The sequence below is a fragment of the Pirellulales bacterium genome (assembly GCA_019694455.1).
Taxonomy (GTDB): Bacteria; Planctomycetota; Planctomycetia; order Pirellulales; family JAEUIK01; genus JAIBBY01.
The window spans coordinates 176,925-193,669 of the sequence record JAIBBY010000002.1 but is presented as its reverse complement, the minus strand read 5'-3'; the positions used below and the strand labels follow the sequence as shown (position 1 = coordinate 193,669).

The 16,745-nt window shown below is 64.0% G+C and carries 17 protein-coding genes; 3 read left to right on the top strand and 14 right to left on the bottom strand.

Annotated elements, in window-relative coordinates; translation table 11 throughout:
* Positions 1-39: 39 nt before the first annotated feature.
* On the bottom strand, positions 40-987 hold the full coding sequence (locus K1X71_02105; GenBank protein MBX7071916.1) for an alpha/beta hydrolase: 948 nt from the start codon (positions 985-987) through the stop codon (positions 40-42).
* Between the two features lie 212 nt (positions 988-1,199).
* Here K1X71_02105 and K1X71_02100 point away from each other — a divergent pair, with 212 nt between their 5' ends.
* On the top strand, positions 1,200-1,715 hold the full coding sequence (locus tag K1X71_02100; protein MBX7071915.1) for a DUF3365 domain-containing protein: 516 nt from the start codon (positions 1,200-1,202) through the stop codon (positions 1,713-1,715).
* A gap of 66 nt (positions 1,716-1,781) precedes the next feature.
* Here the strand turns inward: K1X71_02100 and K1X71_02095 are convergent, their stop codons facing one another.
* Positions 1,782-2,732, bottom strand: coding sequence for a carbohydrate kinase family protein (locus K1X71_02095; GenBank protein MBX7071914.1), 951 nt, complete (start codon positions 2,730-2,732; stop codon positions 1,782-1,784).
* Between the two features lie 261 nt (positions 2,733-2,993).
* Here K1X71_02095 and K1X71_02090 point away from each other — a divergent pair, with 261 nt between their 5' ends.
* Positions 2,994-4,301 carry a hypothetical protein gene (locus K1X71_02090; GenBank protein ID MBX7071913.1) on the top strand — a complete coding sequence of 436 codons (1,308 nt, stop codon included), beginning with the start codon at positions 2,994-2,996 and terminating at the stop codon, positions 4,299-4,301.
* Between the two features lie 21 nt (positions 4,302-4,322).
* Here the strand turns inward: K1X71_02090 and K1X71_02085 are convergent, their stop codons facing one another.
* The 11 genes from K1X71_02085 to K1X71_02035 all read right to left on the bottom strand — a co-directional run bounded on the left by K1X71_02085 (position 4,323) and on the right by K1X71_02035 (position 12,978).
* Positions 4,323-4,955, bottom strand: coding sequence for a phosphopantothenoylcysteine decarboxylase (locus K1X71_02085; protein MBX7071912.1), 633 nt, complete (start codon positions 4,953-4,955; stop codon positions 4,323-4,325).
* A gap of 27 nt (positions 4,956-4,982) precedes the next feature.
* Entirely contained in the window at positions 4,983-5,537 is a 555-nt protein-coding gene (locus K1X71_02080; GenBank protein MBX7071911.1) for a phosphopantothenoylcysteine decarboxylase, read from the bottom strand.
* Positions 5,538-5,597: 60 nt separating this feature from the next.
* Complete coding sequence (locus tag K1X71_02075; GenBank protein MBX7071910.1) at positions 5,598-5,864, bottom strand: DNA-directed RNA polymerase subunit omega; 267 nt, start codon at positions 5,862-5,864, stop codon at positions 5,598-5,600.
* 7 nt (positions 5,865-5,871) lie between these two features.
* The gene (gene gmk, locus K1X71_02070) at positions 5,872-6,450 is read right to left on the bottom strand and encodes a guanylate kinase (protein MBX7071909.1); all 579 of its coding nucleotides are present in this window, start codon (positions 6,448-6,450) and stop codon (positions 5,872-5,874) included.
* Between the two features lie 41 nt (positions 6,451-6,491).
* On the bottom strand, positions 6,492-7,364 hold the full coding sequence (locus K1X71_02065) for a YicC family protein (protein MBX7071908.1): 873 nt from the start codon (positions 7,362-7,364) through the stop codon (positions 6,492-6,494).
* Positions 7,365-7,447: 83 nt separating this feature from the next.
* A complete protein-coding gene (secG, locus tag K1X71_02060) occupies positions 7,448-7,909 on the bottom strand; it encodes a preprotein translocase subunit SecG (protein ID MBX7071907.1) in 462 nt (153 codons plus the stop codon).
* Between the two features lie 56 nt (positions 7,910-7,965).
* Entirely contained in the window at positions 7,966-8,739 is a 774-nt protein-coding gene (tpiA, locus tag K1X71_02055) for a triose-phosphate isomerase (protein MBX7071906.1), read from the bottom strand.
* Positions 8,736-9,782: a 3-deoxy-7-phosphoheptulonate synthase gene (gene aroF / locus K1X71_02050; protein ID MBX7071905.1), complete on the bottom strand. Its 1,047-nt coding sequence runs from the start codon at positions 9,780-9,782 to the stop codon at positions 8,736-8,738. The genes tpiA and aroF overlap by 4 nt, the downstream gene beginning before the upstream one ends.
* Positions 9,783-9,881: 99 nt before the next feature.
* Positions 9,882-11,003 (bottom strand): prephenate dehydratase, encoded by a 1,122-nt coding sequence (pheA, locus tag K1X71_02045; protein ID MBX7071904.1) that lies wholly within the window; start codon positions 11,001-11,003, stop codon positions 9,882-9,884.
* Between the two features lie 132 nt (positions 11,004-11,135).
* Complete coding sequence (locus K1X71_02040; protein MBX7071903.1) at positions 11,136-12,650, bottom strand: carboxypeptidase M32; 1,515 nt, start codon at positions 12,648-12,650, stop codon at positions 11,136-11,138.
* A gap of 103 nt (positions 12,651-12,753) precedes the next feature.
* Entirely contained in the window at positions 12,754-12,978 is a 225-nt protein-coding gene (locus K1X71_02035; GenBank protein MBX7071902.1) for a hypothetical protein, read from the bottom strand.
* Positions 12,979-13,168: 190 nt separating this feature from the next.
* Here K1X71_02035 and bshB1 point away from each other — a divergent pair, with 190 nt between their 5' ends.
* Complete coding sequence (gene bshB1 / locus K1X71_02030) at positions 13,169-13,858, top strand: bacillithiol biosynthesis deacetylase BshB1 (GenBank protein MBX7071901.1); 690 nt, start codon at positions 13,169-13,171, stop codon at positions 13,856-13,858.
* A gap of 34 nt (positions 13,859-13,892) precedes the next feature.
* On the opposite strand, the gene K1X71_02025 is transcribed toward bshB1, so the two are convergent.
* On the bottom strand, positions 13,893-16,694 hold the full coding sequence (locus tag K1X71_02025) for an MMPL family transporter (GenBank protein ID MBX7071900.1): 2,802 nt from the start codon (positions 16,692-16,694) through the stop codon (positions 13,893-13,895).
* Positions 16,695-16,745: the final 51 nt, after the last annotated feature.

Sequence of the window (16,745 nt, the reverse complement as noted above, 5' to 3'; positions counted from 1 at the left end):
GCCTGTTTGCCAGCGCGTGCTAATTCTGTTCCCGTTGGTTCACTTGCCCGCCGCCACTGGCTCGGCAACTTCTTGCGGCGCCGACTTGCCAATGGGGTGAGCCGCCAGGAAGCGTTTCAGGTTGCTGATGAATTCCGGCCGAGCCGGGGCGTTCATGTGATCGGCGCCTTCAATCTCCACCACCTCAAGCTGCGACATCACTTCTTCCATGGCGTCGACGCCATCTTTGAGCGGATCGATGCTGCCAATCAATGCCAAGGTTGGCACTTTGTTTTTGCGCAGCGCTTCCTCCGGCACCATGAGCCCTTGCATACCTCGTATTACGGCAGCCAGGGCTTTTGGGTCGTTCATCAACATCACCATCGAGTTGATCGTGCGCAATTCGTCTTCGGTCGGCTGGGGCTGTCCGGCGGGCGTGAGGTGCTTGATCAGGGGACCAATGCCTTTGCCCGCTTCCAACGAGTCGGCCAATTCGTTGAGGGTGTTCACCCGCTGGTCTCCTTCGCGCGTCCAACCAGCGCCGCCGAGCGTGGCGGTCGCCACTCGATCGGGATGGCTGGTCAGCAGTTTGGACGTGATGAAGCCCCCCATCGAATAGCCTACGACATGCGCCTTTTTGACGCCCAAATGATCGAGCAGTCGAATCTGATCTTCGGCCATTTCCAGGCCGTATTTTTCCGGTTCGTGCGGTTTGCCGCTTCTGCCATGTCCGCGATTGTCGATCGCGATCACCTGGTACTGCTTGGCCAACTCGGGCAGCACGCCCGGCCCGGTCCATTGCATGGCGATATTCATCGTGAACCCGTGAATCAACAGGACGGGCTCGCCTTCGCCCTGCACGGTGTAATGGATTTTCACGCCGTTGGAATCAAAAAACTGGCTGGGGCTCGCGGGTTTGGGCTTGGCCGGCGCTTCGTCTGCGGCGGCGATGGCGAGCGACCCAAGCAAGAAAGCGGCGACTGTCAAACAAGTTACGCGCGAGAGCATGGCGACGTTCCTATGCCAAGACGTTGTGAATAACCGGGATGTCGGCATTGTAATGCGATCGGAACGCGCTGGCGCGCCGGGCCGATTCGGAATCTCTTGGTAAGAAACAAATTAGACAACTCAATCCAATTATATTATCGTGTTTCATTCATCGCGTGGGCCGTCCACGCACCCCGCACGCCATTTTTTTGCAGCCAGTAAAAGGAGCCAGAATGAAACGCTCGTTGTCCATTGCAGCCGCGGCGCTGCTCGTCTCGGTGGCCGTGGCGGCCGAGAAGGCGCCCTCGCAACCCGACGAGGCCGCGGTCGACCGGGCCCGCAAGACGGTCCGCATGCTCGACGACGTCTACAAAAACGCGGTGGTCCTGATCACCGAAAAGTACGTGCACGACGAGGACGACTTTGCCGCGGGCAGCGCGGCGGTGGCCCTGTTCGAAGCAGTGTCGCAGAAGGGACACCACAAGGTGGAACTGCTCGACGCGACGGGCGAACCGTACGACGAAGAAAACACGGCTTCCGACGACTTCGAGAAGGAAGGCATCAAGCAACTGAATGATGGCAAGGATTACTTTGAGCGGGTGGAAATCACGGACGGCAAGCCCGTGCTCCGCGCCGTGACCGCCTTGCCGGTGGTGCTGCAGAAGTGCACCATGTGCCATGAGAACTACAAGAGCGTCAAAGAAGGGCATCCGATTGGCGCGCTGGGGTACTCGATCCCGATTGAGTAACCGGTTTGGACGTTGAATCGACGGTCGCGCTCGAATGCGGGCGCGGCCGTCGATTTTTTTGCGCTGTCAAAACTCTTCGATGCGCAATTGGTGGTCGCGCAGATAGGCTTCGGCCTCGGCGCGGTTGAACACCGCCTCGGTGGCGCCGACCGCGCGCACGCAACTGGCGCCGAGCGCCGCGCCCCACTCCAGGCAGCGGCGCGGCGATTCATCTCGCAATAGCCCGGCGATGTAACCGGCGTCAAAGGCGTCTCCCGCGCCGGTGCCGCCGACAAACGGCATCTCAAACGCCCCCGCGCGCAAGCGCAGCCCCTCGCCCAGCAAGACCGTGCCGTCGCCGCCGCAGGTGATCACCGCCACGCGGGCCCCCGCCGCGCGAAATCGCTCGGCCTGCCGCACCGGGTCTTGTTCGCCGGTGATGATCCGCGCCTCATCGCTGTTGGGCAAAAAAACGTCGGTCTCGCGCAGCACCGGCTCAAGCTGCGCCCAATGGTCACCGGGGCCGGGCAGCACCACGTCGAGCACGGTCGTCACCCCCGCGGCGCGCGCGCGGGCAAATAGCGCCGCCAGGCCCTTGGCCTCCAGCGCCGGCATCAGCAGGTAGCCGCCGAGGTAAAAGACCTTGGCTTGCCGCACCAACTCAAAATCGATGTCTTCCACCCGCAGCGCCGCGTTGGCGCCTTGGCAATGGATAAAGCGGCGATCTTGACCAGCGACATTGATGATGAGCGTGCCGCTGGTGGGACGCTCGGCAATGTGTCGCAGCCCCACGGCGCCCACCCCTGCTGACTCCAGTGTCTCGGCGATGTAGCGGCCAAAGGCGTCTTGGCCGACGCAGCCCACCACCTCCACACGCGCGCCAAGCCGCGCCAGGTCGATGCTCGCGTTCGCCGCACAGCCACCGATGGCCAACGGCAGATCTTCGGCCAACACCAATTCGCCCGGCTGAGGTAAGTGCGAAATCGGGGTGCATAAGTGATCGGCGACCAACACGCCGGCGCTGACGCAATCAATCATAGAACGTGAATGCTCCCAAGATGAATCGACCTGGCGCCAGCGAACCAGCTATTGACCGCCGCGCGGGTCGTCGCTATTCTTCCCGCCCGCCGCATGGGGCGGCGAGGCCGAACCAGACGCTGGCGCTTCAGCAGTTTCTAGCACCACCGACGCGCGCCTGCCAGCGGTCCATTGTCGGCAGTCGGCGCGAGTAGCGCTCTGTGGGTGACAGGTCGCCCCGCAACCAAGATGGTTGCGTAGTCCACAACCGCGAGGCGGATCATGAAGATCCTCCATCGATTGGCCCTGGCGCTAGGCGTTGCCGGCAATGTCGCGGCGCCGCTCTTCGCTCAGGATGACCGCGAAACGGTCCGTGTGGCCCGGCTGGTGCGCGATCTGGGCGCCGAAAGCTACGTTGCCCGCGAAGCCGCGATGCGGTCCCTCGCTCAACTGGGGGGCGCCAGTCGCCAACAGTTGGAGCTGGCCGCCCAGAGCGCCGACTTGGAAGTGCGGCAGCGGGCAGGCGAACTTTTGCGGCGGCTCAAGACCGAAGAACTATGGCGCGGCGCCAGCGTCGCGCTGGGCGACCAACCTCGGCTCCTCTCGCAAGCGCTGCCAGAGATCGCCCGCCAAACCACCAATCACGTCTCGACGGGCACGCGGTTCGAGTTGTTCAACGACGCGCCGGCGACACTGGGCGTGGAGTCTGGCGGCTACTGGCAGTCGCTCGACGAGTTGTGCCGGCTGACCGGCAACTCGCTTCGTCCTCATTACGACGCACGGCAGCCGGGCGTGGTGCTGGTGACCGGCAAGGCGGGGCAAAACCCGTTGGCCTACAGCGGTCCGTTTCGCCTGGAACTGGTCAGCGCGCGGCGCGTGCTCGACGACGAGTTGACCTATCGCGATTTGTCGCTCAAGCGAGCGCACAGCTTCAAGCTCGTCTTTCATGTGCTGTGGGAAGATCGCCTGCAGCTCACCGCCTACCGCGCGGCGCCGCAAGTGCTGGCAGCGCGCCCCGATGCCGGCGAACCACTATTGCCGGTGGAAACGCCGCGCGATTGGCAGATTATCGGCACGGGCGCCAAGCAAGTCACGCTGGAAGTGAAACTACAGCCCCCCGGCGATCCAGCGCGAACCCTGGAAACCTTATTGCTCGAATGGGAACTGATGGCCGCCGGCGATCCGGCGCAACTGCTGATCGACGACCTTAGCGTTGGCGCCGCGGCGCGGGCAGACGGCATGGAAGTCGCGGTCGAAGAGTGTCAGCCCAAGAGCGACACACTGGTCGATCTATGCCTGGCGGTCAGCTACGACGAGTTATTGCCGGAGCCGCCAGAAGCCGTGTTTCATGAGAACCGTTACGAACTGCTCGATGCCGCCGGGCGCCCGCTGGAACTAGTCGACGAGGCGTATGAACTGGCGGCCGAAGCGATTGGCGCGCGGCTCACGTTTCGGCGCGTGGCGGAAGGCTCCGCCGGCCAACCGGCGCGACTGCGCGTGACCTATCCCCGCTTGCGCTCGCAGCGCGCATTGACGGCGCAGTTCAACAATATTCCGCTGCCGACCGAGGCGTTTCGCCGCGCCGATTGAAATGCTAGCCGCCCGCCAGCGTCATGCGCGGATCAACTGCTCGTCGATCACGCGCAAGATGGCGGTGGCCACCGCCTCCTTGGCGCCAGAGATCGCTGCGAGCACGTCGCCATGGCGGTCGATGATCTCCACCTGATTGTCCAGGGCGTTCATCGCGTCGGGCCCGTTGAGCACGATGAGGTCGCAACTCTTGCGTTCCAACTTGGCCAAGGCCCGCAAGCGTTGGTCCTCGGTCTCCAGCGCGAACCCCACCACCCATTGCCGCGGCTGTTTGCTGGTCGCCATCGTGGCGACCACGTCGGGCGTTTCGATCAGTTCCAGTCGCAGCGGCTCTCCCGTCTTGCTGATCTTGTTCTCCGCGACCTTGTGGGGGCGGTAGTCGCACGGAGCGGCGGCGCCGATCAGGCCGTCGCAGAGCGGAAAGACGCGGCGGCATGTTTCGAGCAACTCTTCGGTCGAGATGATACGAATCGCCTCGGCGCCGGCGGGATAGCTCACTTCCACCGGCCCGGTGACGATCGTCACCTGATGCCCCAGCGCCAAGGCCGCCTCGGCCAGCGCTTTGCCCATGCGTCCGCTGGAGGCGTTGGTCAGGTAGCGGACCGGATCGAGATATTGCCGCGTGGGACCGGAAGTGATGAGGATGTGCGCCACGAGTGACCTGTGCGGATCGCGCCGACCTTATATCACGCGGCTCAACTGCTTTTCGATGGCGGCCAAGATGGCCTCGGGCGCCGCCATGCGCCCCACGCCGCGCTGCCGGCAACTGAGCCAGCCTTCTTCGGGATCGACCAGCACAAAGCCGTCGTCGCGAAGCTGCCGCACGTTGCGCTGCACGGCGGGTTTGTTCCACATGGCCGTGTTCATGGCCGGCGCGATCAAGATGTGCCCCGTGAACGCCAGCACGGTGGTCGAGAGCAGATCGTCGGCCATGCCCGCCACGGTCTTGGCCAGAAAGTTCGCGGTGGCCGGCGCCACGCACAGCAGTTCGCCGCGGGCGGCCAGGTCGATGTGAGGGCCCAACGGATGCGCCGCTTCGTCAAAGCGCTGGGTGAGCACGGGGCGGCCGGTGAGCGCGGCGAACGTGGCGGCGCCCACGAAGCTCTCGGCCGACTCGGTGAGGATGACGCTCACGCCGGCGCCGGCCTGCGCCAACTGGCTGACCAGGGCGGCCGTCTTATAGGCCGCGATGCCACCCGTCACGCCAACCACGATCTCTCGTCCTGCGAGCGACATGGATCATCCTGCCGGCAGCGCGCTTGGCCAGCGGCCGCGCGCCGCCCAAGCGGGCCAATGTTATAGGTTGCTGAGATCGAGCTCGGGAGGTCCGCCGATCGGCCCGTCTTCCTCGCCGCGCACGCGCACATTGGAGCTTTGATCGAGGAAGATCTTGTCCTGGATGATTTCCTGGATCACGATCTGCATCTTGTCGCTGGTGTTGGCCTCGACCAGCGGCCGCGCGCCGGCGTTCAAAGCGACCAGGCGCTTTTGAATGAGGGTCGACAGCTTGAAGCGTCCACCCACTTTGTTGACGATGCTTTCTTCTTTGAGATCTTCGAGCATGTTACGGTCAGTCTCCGGTCTTGGTCAGGATGTCGCAGATTTCCTGCAAGCAGCGTTCGAGCCGATCATTGACGACGCGATAGCGGTAGCGGTCGACGTAGGCCATTTCGCGGCGGGCGCCCTCAAGGCGGCTCTGGATGGCGGCCTCGGATTCGGTGCCCCGCGCGCGGAGCCGGCGTTCCAACTCTTGCAGCGATCCAGGTTCGACGAAGATGGTCAGCGCGTCGGGAAATTCGTTCAGCAGCGCCAGCGTGCCCTGCACGTCAATCTCTAAGACTACCCATTTTCCCGCGGCCAGGCTAGGGCACACCTCGCTGCGCAGGGTGCCGTACCAGTGCCCCCCCTGATAGACCTCGAAACATTCCAAAAACTCGCCGGCCAGCCGCCGCCGCTGGAACTCCGCGTTGCCGAGAAAATGATAGTCGACGCCATCCACCTCGCCGGGCCGCGGCAGGCGGGTCGTGGCCGATACGCTGGCCAACAGCGGCCGCGGACACTCCTCGAACAGCCGCTTGAGCAGCGTGCTTTTGCCCGACCCCGAAGGCCCGGAAATGATAATCAAGCGCCCCGGGGCGGTGTGGGTCATGGTCGACTGCTGGCGTGATGGCGCGCCGAGCGCGGGACGGGTCATTCGATGTTTTGGATCATTTCACGAATTCGTTCGATCGCCGCTTTCATTTCGATCACGTGCTTGGCGATCTCCAGATCGTTGGCCTTGGAGCCGATGGTGTTCGTTTCGCGAAACATTTCCTGCGTCAAAAACTCCAGCTTGCGGCCCGAGCTCTCGGTGGAGCTGAGCATGCCATCCACCTGCTCCAGGTGGCTGGCCAAGCGCACGGTTTCTTCCGAAATGTCGCTCCGCTCGGCGAACAGGCTCAGTTCCTTGATCAGGTCGGCCGGATCAAGCGAGATCTGATATTCGTCGAGCACGCGCTTCAATCGATCTTCGAGTCGAGCGCGATAGGCGTCGACCACCAGTGGCGCCCGCTCCGTCACGGCCGCCAACTCGCTGGCGATCTGGCCGCAATTGGCCCGCAGGTCGTCGGCCATCGCGCGCCCTTCCTGGGCCCGCATCGCGGCCAAGCGCTCCAGCGCCTTGTTGATCGTGCGACGAATAAGGGGCCAGTCCTCGCGCACGTCGTCGCGACTGGGGCGTCCCTCGTCGACCACGCCCGGCAAGATCAACAGCCGCTCAAGCGTCACCGCCTCTTTTAAATGCCAACGGGCGTGCAGTCCCTCCAACTGTTCGCGATAGCTGGCCAGCGCGTCGGCGTTGATGCGGTAGGTGTCGGCCGATTTGGGTTTGTCGATCCGCAAATTCACCTGCACCGTGCCGCGCTTCACCTGCTGCCGCACCAGATCTTCAATCTCTGACTCGAAGACAGTGTACGGCTCGCTGGCGCGCACCGTCAGCTTGAAATAGCGACTATTGATCGTGCGCACTTCCACCGCGATCGCCAGACCATTCTGCTGGTGATGAGCCTCCCCGAAACCGGTCATGCTCAACAGCACGGCAATTCGCTCCTGACGATCCGCGGGGCGGTCTCTAGTCCGCGGCGCTAGCCGCTGTCGACAACGCGCGATTAAGGGGTGGGTGTCTCGGCCGCCGGGGGAGTCGCCGCCGCGGGTTCGCTGGCCGGCGCTTCAGTAGCCGACGGCGTGGCAGCGGCGCCTTCGCCTGCCGGGGGCGTGGTCGCTGGCGGAGGCGTAGTGGCGGGTGGAGTTGTCGCCGGCGCGCTGCTGGGAGCGCTGGCCGGCGCGCCGCCGCCAATCGGTGGCGCCGGATTGGTTTGCCCCAAGCCGCTCACGATGTCGCCTGAGCTACTGAGGTACTTGATCGTCACCACGCAGAGCAAAATCCACACGGTGGCCACCACAATGGTGATCCGCGTGAACAGATCGCCCGCTTTGGCGCCGAACGCGCTTTGGCCGCCCATGCCGCCGAACGCGCCTGCCAGCCCGCCCCCTCGACCGCGCTGGATGAGCACCAGCAAGATCAAGAACAGGGCCACCAGCAAGAGCAGTGTCATCAACACGTATTCCATATTCACTCCAGTGCGGCCACGAGGGCCAGCCACGATCGGTTCGCGGAGGTTGCCGGTCAGCCCGCGGCGGCGGCAATGCCCAAAAAATCGACGGCCTTGAGGCTGGCGCCTCCCACCAGGGCGCCGTCGATATTGGGCTGGGCCATCAACTGCCCGGCGTTGTCTGGCTTGACGCTGCCGCCGTACAAAATTCGCACGGCGCCGGCAGTCGCGGCATTGTATCGCTCCGCCAAAAGCTTGCGAAGGTCTCTATGCACCTCTTCGGCCTGCTCAGGCGTGGCCACCTTGCCGGTGCCGATCGCCCAAACCGGCTCGTAGGCGATGATCACCCGCTCCATTTGCGCCGGCGACAGCCCCGCCAGCGACCCGGCGACCTGCGATTGAATCACCGCGCCGGTGCGGCCCGCCTCGCGCTCGGCCAATAGCTCGCCCACGCACACGATCGGCGTCAGCGATTTTCCGCCCACCGCGGCGGCCAGGGCGGCCAAGGTCTTTTGGTTGATCGCCTGGTCGGTCTCGCCGAGCACATGCCGGCGCTCCGAATGTCCCAAGATGACGTACTGGCAGCCCAGATCGAGCAGCATCGCGGCGCTGATCTCGCCAGTGAAGGCGCCTTGCGGCTCGTGATACATATCTTGTGCGCCAAGCCCCACGCGTGTACCGGCCAGCGCGCCGGCAACGGCATCGAGATAGACAAATGGCGGGCAAATGGCCAAATCGACTGAAGCATTGCCGCCAGCCCCTTTGGCCACTTCGCGCGCCAGCGACACGGCCGATTCGCGAGCCAGGTGCATCTTCCAGTTTCCGGCGATGAGCTTGCGTCGCATCAGCGGGCCCCCGCCGTCGCTGGCTCCATCTCGGCGAAGCGCTTGCCGAGCACCCCCGCTAAGGCCCTCATCTGTTTGGCAATCTCGGCATATTGCTCAGGCAGCAACGCCTGCTGCCCATCGGAGAGCGCCTCCTCAGGGCAATTGTGAACCTCGATATGCACACCGTCGGCGCCGGCGGCCAACCCAGCCAAGGCACAGGCGGGGATGAGATCGGGGCGGCCCGTGGCATGGCTCGGATCAACAATGATCGGCAGGTGCGACAACGTCTTGATGAGCGGCACGCAGGCCACGTCGAACAGGTTGCGCGTGTCGGTATCGAAGCTCTTCACGCCGCGCTCGCACAGCACCACTTCGGCGGTCCCTTCCGACATGACATATTCCGCGCTCATGAGCAGGTCTTTGGCCGTGGCGCTCATCCCGCGCTTGAGCAGCACCGGCTTGTGCGCCTTGCCCACCTCGGTCAGCAGCGAAAAGTTCTGCATGTTGCGGGCGCCGATCTGAATCATGTCGGCGTATTGCGCCACGACTTCCACGCGCCGCGGATCCATCACCTCGGTGACCACCGGCATGCCGTGCTTGTCTCCCACCTCGCGCAAGATCTTGAGCCCTTCCTCGCCCAGTCCTTGAAACGCGTAGGGGCTAGTGCGGGGCTTGAAGGCGCCGCCGCGCAAGATGTTGGCGCCCGCCGCCTTGATGGCCCCGGCAATCTGGTCGAGCCGATCGTAGTTCTCGATCGCGCAGGGACCGGAGATCATCGCCAGGTAGCCGCCGCCAATCTTCACCCCCGCCACGTCGACAATGCTCGGCTCGCCGTGCGCCTCGATGCTGGCGAGTTTGAAGGGGGGCATGACGGGCATGACTTGCGCCACGCCAGGGATGGCCGACAGGGGCGCCGTTTGCAACTTGGCCTCGTCGCCAATCACCCCAATGATGGTGCGATATGTGCCGCGACTGAGGTGCGCCTTGAGGCCAAGCGACTCGATGCGCTCGACGACATGTTGAATGGCGGCCTCGTCGACGCCGGGTTTGAGGACGATGATCACGGGACTACCTAGGGCTATGGGGCAGGGCCAGGACGGCTAGAAACCCAGTATTCTAGCCAGAAATGGCCCCAATCAGCTAGGGCCCCGATCGCCGCGGGCTCAATCGACCGGCGCGCTGCGGGGGTACGATCCCAGCACCTCGAACCGCAGCGTCTTGCGAGCCAGCATGCCAATCGCCCGTTGCACGCGGGCGTCGTTCTCGTGCCCCACCAGTTCGACAAAGAACATGTAACCCCCTTCGGGCCGCGCGATCGGAAACGACTCGATCCAGGTCATGTTCAGCCGATTGCGCTTGAACACCGCCATGGCGTCGGCCAATGCCCCCGGCCGATGCTCGATCTCGAACATCACCGCCGACATGTCGTGCCCGGTTCGGGCGGCTGATTTCTCCCCAATCACCGCAAAGCGCGTGAGATTGCCCGACTGGTCCTCGATATTGCGGGCGACCACTTCCAGGCTGTAGTGCGCCGCCGCCGCCGCGCTGGCGATGGCCGCCGCGCCTTGCTTGTCGCGCGCCAATTGCGCCGCGGTGGCCGTGCTCATCACCTCCACGGGACGCACCTGCGGCAGATGCTTGGCGATCCAATTGCGGCATTGCGACAGCGCCTGCGGACGACTGTATACCTCGATGATTTCCGAACGCTGGCAGCGAGCCAGCAGATTGTGGTGGATCCGCAGTTGCACCTCGCCGCAGATGCGCACCGGCAAGCGCGTGAACATATCGAGCGTGTCGGCCACACGGCCATCGGTCGAGTTCTCCAGCGGCACCAGGCCGAAATCGGCATGGCCGCGGTTCACTTCCTCGAACACGGCCGGAATGGTGGCCACCGGGTTGAACTCGACGCACTCGCCAAACCGCTCGAGCGCGGCCAGATGGCTGTAGGTGTACTCCGGTCCCAGGTAGGCTACCCGCAACCGCTTTTCCAAAGAGCGCGATCCGCTGATCAGTTCGCGAAACACCGCCCGGATGCACTCCGGCGATAGGGGCCCGCGACTATTCTCCATGGCGCGGTTGATGACTTCTTCTTCGCGAGCGGGGTCGTAACACGGCCTGCCGTTGGCTTCCTTGAGCTTGCCGATTTCGACGGCCAGCCGCGCGCGCTCGTTCGCCAGTCGGGTGATTTCTTTATCGAGCTTGTCGATCTGATTGCGCAATTGCGCCAGATTCGGCGCGCGAGCGGCGCCGCGAGGGGCTTTGGAAGGACGGCTTTCTTTGGCCATCGGCGAACTATCTGGCTATGGTCGCGCGGATGAACCTCCGCCAAGCGGCTAAACACTGGCCCCACTTCTACTTGTGTCGCGTGGTAGTGTCAAGCAACTCGACCCACCACCCAAAAACCGCCGCAATTGCGGCTATTTCATGCCGTACAGCGGCCCCAGTTTACGCTCCAGATGCCGTAACAGCGGTTCGTGCGACAAGGGCCTGCCGGTGACCTCCTGCACTAGTTCCGCCGCGCGCACCCGCCGGCCGTGGCGATGAATCTTCTGGCGCAGCCAGCCCAGCAGCGGTTGAAACTCTCCACGCCGAAACTGCTCGTTCAAGGGACCAACCTCCGACTCGGCCTGTTCAAAGAACTGGGCGGCGTACAGGTTGCCCAGCGCGTAGGTCGGAAAGTAGCCGATCGCGCCGCCGCTCCAATGTATGTCTTGTAGCACGCCAACCGCGTCGCTGGGCGGCGTGAGGCCGAGATAGTCGCGATACCTTTCGTTCCAGGCGGCTGGCAGATCGGCCACGCGCAGGTCATCGGCCAGCAGGGCCTGCTCCAATTCAAAGCGGACAAAGATATGCAAGTTATAGGTCACTTCATCCGCCTCCACGCGAATGAGCGACGGCCGCACGTCGTTGATGGCGAAGTAGAAGTCGTCCAGCGAAGTCGACGCCAGCGTCTGCGGAAAAGCGCTGCGCGCAGCGGGAAACAAATGCTCCCAAAACGCCCGACTGCGGCCCACCAGGTTTTCCCATAGCCGCGACTGCGACTCGTGAATGCCTAATGACATCGCTTCGCCCAGCGGCAGGCCAAACTCGTCGGGTGGCAGTCCTTGTTCGTACAGTCCGTGCCCCGCTTCGTGCAAGGTGCCAAAAAAGGCGTCGCAAAATTCACGCTCGCTGTAGCGCGTGGTCAGGCGAATGTCGTGCGGTCCCAGACTGGCGCAAAACGGGTGCGCCGTGGTGTCCAGCCGGCCGCGCGCGAAGTCAAAGCCCACGCGCGCCGCGGCCGCGCGGGCAAACTCGCGCTGCGCGTCCACCGGGTACTGGCGCTCGAGCAGCGACACATCAGGCCGGCGTCCGCTGCCGGCGATCGCCCGGGCCAGCGGTGTCAGCGCGTCGCGCAGCGCGGCAAGCACCGCGCGCACCTCCGCGGTCGAGGCGCCGGGCTCAAACTCGTCGAGCAAGGGGTCGTAGATCGAATCGCGATAGCCCAGCGCCGCGGCCTCGGCCCGTTTGAGGTCGAACAACTTTTCCAGCACCGGACGCAGGTGAGCAAAGTCGTCGTCGCGCCGCGCCTCGCTCCATACCTGTTGCCCTAAGATCGAGGTGCGCGCCAGTTCTTCGACCAGCGACTGGGGCAGTCGCGTCTTCTTGTCGTACTGCCGCTTGAGTTCGGCGACCGTGGCGCCGATGGCGGTCGTGCGGTCGCCATGCAGTTGATCGGCCAGTCGCGTCAGGTTGTCGCCAAAGCGCTCGTCCACCCAGCGCGCATGCGCCATGCCCGCCAACTGCGCAATCTGTTCGGCCCGATACTCGCCGGCGGCGCCGGGCATGTAGGTGCGCTCGTCCCATTCCAGCACGCTGGCGGTCGACGCCAACAGCGCGGTCTGACGCGCATGCTCGCGCACTTCGGCAAACAATCGATCGGCGTCGGACATTCGGCTCTCCGTGGCGGCAATTCAACCTGGCTGTCGCGAGCCTAACGATGCGGTCTGGTCTACGCAAGCAACGGCGCTGTCGGCTTGAGCCACGAACGGGCCTTTAGCGAACGCCCATGTTCGATTCGATTTGCCGCGCTCGGCTCGAAAGGCCCCACGGGTCGGACTTGACCGGATCAGCGGGGCGCAGATTTTGGGTCCAGGCCGGATCGTTGAAGCGATCTTCGCGCAGCGCCTCGGCGCTGCAACCAGCGATGGCGGTCAGCATCGTCAACGCGATGGCGGCCAGCGGCAGCGCAATGCTTCGGCGACGGCAATCACAGATCATGTTGCGCGCAATCAAAGTGCCGCCCCGCGAGGTTGAGCGCCAAATGGTCCCAAATGGCGCCTGCGCGGTCCATATCAATTGATCTTTCCCGCGGCAGCGGTCAGATTGGGCGCAACGGTGACGCTAGCGGGAGCATGACAAGCCGCCTTTGGCAGCTAGCAACCAACCTCTGACCGACCAAGGAAACCGCATGCTCGACGTGCTGGTGATTGCCCCCCACCCCGACGACGCCGAACTCGGGGCCGCCGGGACCATTTTGCAACTCAAGCAAGACGGCTTGCGCGTGGGCGTGCTCGACCTGACCAGTGGCGAGCCCACCCCCCACGGCTCGCTGGAAACCCGCGCTCGCGAAACGGCGGCGGCCACCAAGATCCTGGGCCTCGACTGGCGCGAGAATCTGGACCTGGCCAACCGCAGCCTTGAGGCCGATCTCGAATCGCGCCGCAAGCTGGCGGGCGTCATTCGCCGCACGCGGCCGCGCTGGCTGCTGGCGCCGTACTGGGTCGACGCCCATCCCGATCATGTCGCCGCCACCACGCTGATCGAGGCGGCCCGTTTCTGGGCCAAGCTCAGCAAGAGCGATCTGCCCGGCGAGCCACATCATCCCGAGCGCATCATCTATTACTATTGCGTGCATCTGCGCATCGTGCCCGAGCCGGCGATCGTGATCGACATCAGCCGTCACTGGGAAAAGAAGCGGGCGGCGATCGAGTGCTATCACAGCCAGTTCATCGCGGGGCGCGAGGACGCGCGTCCCAACTTCATCGAGCGGCTGCGCGATCAGGCCGCGTTTTGGGGCTGGTCGATCGGCAAGGAGTATGGCGAGCCGTTGGCCAGCCGCGAACCGTTGGGCATCGCCAGCCTGCGCGACCTGGTGTGATGCGCGGTGTGATTCTTTGCGAGCCAATGCAGGCTTAAGCGACGCGAACCTCTGGCAGCGGTTGCGGTGTCCGCACCGGCGTATGGGGCTGATAACCGGGCGGGTGAGCGCCATCGACGCGGCGATACGGCCTGAGCAAGTGCCGATCGGCGTCGTTCAATTCGGCGTCGTCGTCCACTTCGCTGCGATGCCGCGTCATCCAGCGCAGTAGCGCCGGCAACATGATGATCGACGTGAACAAGCAACAAGTGACGCCGATCGACAGCACCCGCCCCAGGCTCTGCAAGCCCTTGTGGCTGGCGATCATTAACGCGCCATAACCAACGATGGTGGTGAGCGAATCGACGAGCACCGCCACGGCGGTCGAGGGACTCATGCGATAGGGCCCGCGCTGTTCGCGGTAGTCATGCACGATATGCACGCCGTAGTCGACGCCAATGCCAAGAATCAGCGGCAGCGCGATCAGATTGGCGGGATTCAGCGGAATATCGAGCCAGCCCAACAGACCGAACATCTGGAATAGCCCCACCAAGAGCGGCGTCGCCGCCAGACAGGCGTATTTGAGACTGCGGAAGTCGAACGCCAGCAGCGTCACAATAATCACGCCAGCGTACAGCGCGGCCATCTGGTAGCTCTGCTTCATTTCGAGCGAAGCCTCGTACGCTTGCAGCGGATTGCCCGTCACGCGCGGATCCACCTTGCGCACGTCGTGTACAAAACGGCCGAGGGCTTCCATGTCCCAGATATTGCCGCGGCCATAGATCTTGAGCAGGTAGCGGCCATGTTGCCCAACAAAGCGATGCACCAAGCTCGGCGGCAGGTCGTCGAGCTTTGGCGGCTCGGGGTTGGCCATTGAGCGCAAGGCGTACAGGCGGGTCAGCAGATCGCCCGCCATGTGCTGCTGAAATTGGTACACCGCGCGGTAGCAATCGGCCACCGGCATGCGGCGCAGAATGTCGCGTATCTGCTCGATGTTGCGCGCGGTGACGGCGCTGCGGCCCGCGCGGACCAGTTGATCTTGAATGCCGCCAAAGATCCGCCCCAACTCATCGGGCCGATCGACCATGATGACGGGCGGCCGCTCCGGCAGGTTGCTCAGCTTCTCGCCGATTTCGGCGATGATGGGTTTCTTTTCCGCGTGATCGGCCGGCAACATCGACACGATCTCTTCTGTGCGCTCCACCGATGGCATCTTCAAAAACTGCGCCTTGCGCGCCAGCAGCTCTTCGCGGCTGTCGGCCATCGACAACGCGTACCACACGCTTTGATTCGTCTCGGCCAGCAGCTTGCGCTCCAGCTCCACGCTTTCCAGCCCCTCGGGCTGCATGTTGAGCAGGTTGCTGTCGTACCATAGCCGTGTCATGCCCGCGCTGACGAAGACCGTGGCCAGGCTCGTCACCAGGCACAAGGCCCGCGGCGCGCGCATTAAAGGTTCGATCCAACTATGCACCGGCAGCGGCTGCGGCATCGACCGGCCCCACGACGTGCGATCGATCAGTTGCACGGTGGCGGGCAAAACGACCAACTGGGCCACCGCGCACAGCAAGATGCCGCCGCCGGCGATGATGCCTAACTCGGCGACTCCGGTGAAGCTGGTGCTGCCCGCCGCAAAGAACGAAATGGCCGTGGCCACCGCGCCGGTGAGAATCGCCGGGCTGATGGTGCGGCTGGTCGCCACCAGCGCGTCGCCCGCGTTGCGCATGTGCTCGCGTAGCTGCATATAGCGCGCGATGTAGTGAATGCCATAGTCGATGCCGATGCCGATCAGCGTCACCGTGAACGAAACGCTCAAGATGTTCAAATGGCCGACGACCAGAGTCACATAGCCAAACGACCAGGCCATGCCGATCAACAGCACCAGATTGGCAAGCAGCGCGTGCCGCAGTCCGCCAAAGCCGGCGATGAACAACAAACCCACGCCGATGAACGACAGCACGCTGGCCCAAAACATTGAGCTTTGGCTGGAGCGCATCTCGTCGTCTTCCATGATCGGCAAGCCGGTCAGGCCGATCTTCACCTCCGGATGCCGCGCCTGACTGCGGGCGATTAACTGGCGCAGCGTGTCAGTGGCCTCGCTCGCGCCCGTGAAGCTGTCTTGATTGCGCGCCATCCGCAACAACACAAAGCCCAGCCGACCTTCGTTGGTCAACAGATACTCAGTGTTCAGCTCGCTCAGCGTGGCGAACGACGCTGGCATCTGCGGCCACGGCGATTGATAGCGCGAGCGTTGACTCAAGACCCCCAACAGACTGGTCGAGAGCCGTTCGAGCTGCACTTCGCTTTGGGTGGGCCGATCGGCGCTGGCGCGTGGCTCGGCCTGCAATTGCGCCGCCAGCCCGCGCGTCATAAAGCCGAGATTCAGGGGCGACCAGTTGGCGTCGTGCCCCCCTTCGACAATCGGTCCGAGCCCTGTGAGAAAGCCTTTGACGCCTTGCAGTTCTTCCGCCGAGAGATAGTGCAAACCTTTGGAGCGGATCGACGACAGATTGACCTCGTGCAGCACCGCGTTGAACAGTTGATCTTCGCGCGCCAGCGCCTGCGACACCTCTTCCAGCACTGGGATCACATCGTCGCGGCTGCCCCCTTCGACCACCACCACGGCGTCGTCGTCTTCGCCAAACTCCTGGATGTACTCAATCCACAGCCGATTGTAGTCGCTGTTGGGATTGAGCAGATCGAGCCGGCTGGTCTTGTAGCTCAGCGCCTCGGCCGTGTACGCCAGCGCGCCAATGGCCAGCAAAATGGCCAGCGCCGTCGTCGTCACCGGGTATTGGATGACGATCCGTGTGATCAGCGCAAAGGGGCGCGAGAGATAAGAGTCCTCGGATTGCGACATCCGTTCCGCGCTCTTGCGAGGTGTGGGTCAGCCAGTTGCGGGATGCGTCTG

Coding starts and splice junctions, on each gene's coding strand:
- K1X71_02105 (MBX7071916.1), bottom strand. CDS start 987: ATGCTCTCGCGCGTAACTTGTTTGACAGTCGCCGCTTTCTTGCTTGGG.
- K1X71_02100 (MBX7071915.1), top strand. CDS start 1,200: ATGAAACGCTCGTTGTCCATTGCAGCCGCGGCGCTGCTCGTCTCGGTG.
- K1X71_02095 (MBX7071914.1), bottom strand. CDS start 2,732: ATGATTGATTGCGTCAGCGCCGGCGTGTTGGTCGCCGATCACTTATGC.
- K1X71_02090 (MBX7071913.1), top strand. CDS start 2,994: ATGAAGATCCTCCATCGATTGGCCCTGGCGCTAGGCGTTGCCGGCAAT.
- K1X71_02080 (MBX7071911.1), bottom strand. CDS start 5,537: ATGTCGCTCGCAGGACGAGAGATCGTGGTTGGCGTGACGGGTGGCATC.
- K1X71_02075 (MBX7071910.1), bottom strand. CDS start 5,864: ATGCTCGAAGATCTCAAAGAAGAAAGCATCGTCAACAAAGTGGGTGGA.
- gmk (MBX7071909.1), bottom strand. CDS start 6,450: ATGACCCACACCGCCCCGGGGCGCTTGATTATCATTTCCGGGCCTTCG.
- K1X71_02065 (MBX7071908.1), bottom strand. CDS start 7,364: ATGACCGGTTTCGGGGAGGCTCATCACCAGCAGAATGGTCTGGCGATC.
- secG (MBX7071907.1), bottom strand. CDS start 7,909: ATGGAATACGTGTTGATGACACTGCTCTTGCTGGTGGCCCTGTTCTTG.
- pheA (MBX7071904.1), bottom strand. CDS start 11,003: ATGGCCAAAGAAAGCCGTCCTTCCAAAGCCCCTCGCGGCGCCGCTCGC.
- K1X71_02040 (MBX7071903.1), bottom strand. CDS start 12,650: ATGTCCGACGCCGATCGATTGTTTGCCGAAGTGCGCGAGCATGCGCGT.
- K1X71_02035 (MBX7071902.1), bottom strand. CDS start 12,978: ATGATCTGTGATTGCCGTCGCCGAAGCATTGCGCTGCCGCTGGCCGCC.
- bshB1 (MBX7071901.1), top strand. CDS start 13,169: ATGCTCGACGTGCTGGTGATTGCCCCCCACCCCGACGACGCCGAACTC.
- K1X71_02025 (MBX7071900.1), bottom strand. CDS start 16,694: ATGTCGCAATCCGAGGACTCTTATCTCTCGCGCCCCTTTGCGCTGATC.